Source organism: bacterium, from assembly GCA_030685015.1.
GTDB lineage: Bacteria > CAIWAD01 > CAIWAD01 > CAIWAD01 > CAIWAD01 > CAIWAD01.
Window position 1 is genome coordinate 1 of sequence record JAUXWS010000008.1, and the last position, 3216, is coordinate 3216.

4 protein-coding genes are annotated in these 3216 nt (G+C 63.7%); all 4 read right to left on the minus strand.

The annotated features are described in order from the left end of the window. Positions 1 to 460 (minus strand): PD-(D/E)XK nuclease family protein (locus tag Q8O14_00680; GenBank protein MDP2359255.1); only part of this gene is annotated, 460 nt, incomplete at its 3' end. 579 nt (positions 461 to 1039) lie between these two features. Then, positions 1040 to 1531 (minus strand): helix-turn-helix transcriptional regulator, encoded by a 492-nt coding sequence (locus Q8O14_00685; GenBank protein MDP2359256.1) that lies wholly within the window; start codon positions 1529 to 1531, stop codon positions 1040 to 1042. 11 nt (positions 1532 to 1542) lie between these two features. Next, complete coding sequence (locus tag Q8O14_00690) at positions 1543 to 2340, minus strand: hypothetical protein (protein MDP2359257.1); 798 nt, start codon at positions 2338 to 2340, stop codon at positions 1543 to 1545. Continuing rightward, positions 2333 to 3016 (minus strand): 3'-5' exoribonuclease, encoded by a 684-nt coding sequence (locus Q8O14_00695; GenBank protein ID MDP2359258.1) that lies wholly within the window; start codon positions 3014 to 3016, stop codon positions 2333 to 2335. The genes Q8O14_00690 and Q8O14_00695 overlap by 8 nt, the downstream gene beginning before the upstream one ends. Between the last annotated feature and the right edge of the window lie 200 nt (positions 3017 to 3216).

Below are 3216 nucleotides of genomic sequence, written 5' to 3' on the forward strand. Positions count from 1 at the left end.
AGGGCCATTCCAGGCCGATGATCTGGTCGCTGTAGAAGTCGCCGGTGCGCAGGTACTCGATGAGGATGGCCTGGGCGTCGGCCAGGACTTGGCCGTTGGTGGAGGCTTGTTCGACGAAGGCCTGGCGCAGGCAGTCGAGGAGGAGTTTCTGCTGCTTGAAGAGGCGTCCCTTGTGGCGGGACTGCCTGAGGCTGGCGCCGACGAGTTCGAGGGTCCGGTGGCAGAGGGTTCCGAGCTCGGCAGGTGAGCTCGGGTCGGGGATGGGTTTTACGTAGCCGGCGCCATAGATCTGCGGATCCAGGTAGCGGGCCTTGTAGGCGAGGGGGCAGCGGGCGTAGGTGTCCAAGCGCGAAAAGGACCAGTGCTCGTTGTGGACCTGGAAGCCCTCGGGGATGGCGGGGTCGAGGAGGGGCATGTCTGGGCTGCAGGGCGCCAGGGGCGCCGCGTGGGGCGTGTTCATGGGTTCATCCTTCCGTGGGGCTGGGTGTTGACGGTTGGGGGCGTGTGGGGCGCCTGTGGCCGCGTGGCGGCCGGGCGGGGCGCGCGTCGCGGCGGGCGGCGGAGATAAGACCAGCGGTTGGGGAAAAGCGGGGACGGCCTTCGGCCAGCCAGACCGGAACAGGTTCTGAATGCCGACTTTTGCCAATTGGATAAAAGTGCATTGCCAAAAGCTAATGGGAAAAGGGCGAACTCAAAAAGTTTTGGTCTGCCCGCGGGACTGTGGCTGCATGACGTATTACACTTTAAAAAGAGAATAGATTGTTCGTTGCGCGGGCACGGTCCAGCGGGCAGAAACTTTTTTCGTTCGTCCCTCACCCTATGGCTTTTGGCCGATATGAAAAAGCCACTTGGCGAGTTGCCAAAGCTACAAGCAAAATTCGACAGAGATATGAGCCAAATCGCATTGGCCTGTTTGGCACAAAATGTGTTCATAATTCCAACAAGGTCCGAGCTCAAATCTGTGCCATTTTGGCCAAATCGATTTGGCCTGCCGTTGTGACGGTTCTGCGTCTTTTGTTCAGTTCTTTGATTCATCCTGCTAATCCTCGGGAGTGAGCCACTGAGTGGATTCGAGCCAGTCGACGATGGCGGCGAGGTGCTCTTGAGAACGGGGCGTGACGTCCCCTTTCAGCCAGTGGCTGACGGTTCTGACGGGGATGCCGAGGGCGCGGGCCAGCTTGTTGGGTCCGTAGCTGAGCCGGCGCGCCTCCTCTCGCAGACGGGCGTGCAGGCGCCGGCGGCGCTCGTCCTCGGGGTCGGTTGGGTTGGTGATGCCGGCGGCGGCCAGGGCCTTCTCCATGGTGGCCAGGCGGCGGTCGACGTCCTGGACGAGTTGCTCCATGCGGCTGGCGATCTGGTCCATTCTGCGGCCGAGGGCTTCCTGCTGCTTGTGTGTGGCCTGGACGATTTCCGCGGCCTTGTTGAGGCGCTGGTCCAGTGCCTGGATGCGCGCCTCTAAAGCGTCCTGACGTTTTCTGTGTTCCGCCATGCTGGCTTCCATGGCGTCGACGCGTTGCTTGGTGGTGGGCATGGGTGGTCCTTTCAGCTGATCCGCTGCAGCCAAGCGGTGATGCGGGCGACATCTTCCTTGGTGGATGGGCGCCCTTTGCGCAGCAACCATTTCTTCACTCGGCCAATGCCGATGCCCAGGACGCGAGCCAGGTCATCCTGGGTGTAGCGCCGATGGATGTGCTTGATTTCGACGCGTCGGACCAGGTCGTCTTTCTCCGCGTCGCTGATTGGCGTGAGGTCCTCGGAATGCACGTGGTGGATGGCCGCCCGGGCTTCCAAATCTTGCGTGCGCTTGGCCGCGGCGTATGCCTCCGCCGGGGTCCTGTCCACCAGGAGGATGCCCTCGGCACCTTGGGGCTTGGGCGGCGGCACGTACTTGATGGCGGGACAGGCCTTCGGATCCCGCTCCTTGAGGAGGATCTGGATCCGGCTAGGCAGGTACTCGGGATCGTCGAACGTGCACAAGGGTGACTTGACGCCTTCCTGGTCCAGCAGCCCGATCACGTCTTCCAGCTGCTTGCGGACGATGGCCTCCACCTCCATGCGCCAGCCGATGCCGTCCTGGAAGCCCAGCCGGTGGGCGGCGGCGTGGCTGTCCGGCCTGCTGGCCGGCAGGACCGAGTATCCGGCCGGGTTGCCCCTTCTGGCCTCCAGCTCCCATCCCTTCTGGAAGCCCTCGCGGTAGGGCGCCAGCATGTCGCGGACCTGGGTCCATGTTTCGTCCGGGATGGCGTCGAGGGACTCCAGCGGGCGCGGGGCGTCCGATTGGCGCGGGGCGTCCAGCGGGCCTTGCGGCCCGCCGGCGGCGTGGTTGGTGGTCTCAGGCATTGGCTAGCTCCTGGGTGCTGGGATCCGGTGCAGGCGTCGTGGCGCCATGCCAGTCCGTCGTAGGGCAAGCGCGAAGAGGCTGGCTGAACCCAGCCCCGAAGACAGTCCTTGGATGCGGCTGTCCCGTGGCCGGCGCCAGCTCCATGGCCTTGCACACCTGTGCGATCTGCGCCAGGCAGTCGGCCAGGGGGTGGTGGGGGATGGTGGCATTCGAGGGTGGCACCAGATCGTCCAGGGTGCGCACGTCGCGCACCTGGTTGTGGCGCCAGGGAATGGGCCTGCCTTGGCTGGTGAGGAGGTGCGCCAGGATGGGGAGGTCGAAGTGGCCGCGGCTCCAGATGCGGGTGTCGGCTTGAATGGTGCTGGTGGCGTACGCGATGGAATCCAGGATGTTGCCCAAGGTGGAAGCAGTGTGGATCTCCACGTTGGACGTTTTGCCGTCGGCCATGTCCAGCATCTCGCTCAGTCGGGTCGTCCGGCTTGCCCACCAGTGGATGGTGGCGGCGTCGATGGTCCTGCCGGACTCAATCTGAGCATCGACCGTGCGCCGACAGTCGATGAGACCCTTCCAAATGACCTCGCCGTCCAGGTTGAAGATCGCGGTCGCGATGGCGCGGATGACGGCCGTGGGCGCGGTGTCCCAGGTCTCGATGTCGATCATGTAGTGGCGGGGCATGGTTGGGCCTTTCAGGTGATGAGGAAATCGTAACACGTCAGCCTCAGATCAGATTGCGACACCGCATGGAGGGTTGGGTCCAGAAGGTTCCCGTTCCGGACCAGAACCGTTGGCCAAGTGTGTTGATGTAGATGACGCGCCAGTACAGGTGCGCGTCTTCCGGCAAGGTGATCGTGCTCCGATAGGTGGTTGTGCCCACC

Coding starts and splice junctions, on each gene's coding strand:
- Q8O14_00685 (MDP2359256.1), bottom strand. CDS start 1,531: ATGCCCACCACCAAGCAACGCGTCGACGCCATGGAAGCCAGCATGGCG.
- Q8O14_00690 (MDP2359257.1), bottom strand. CDS start 2,340: ATGCCTGAGACCACCAACCACGCCGCCGGCGGGCCGCAAGGCCCGCTG.
- Q8O14_00695 (MDP2359258.1), bottom strand. CDS start 3,016: ATGCCCCGCCACTACATGATCGACATCGAGACCTGGGACACCGCGCCC.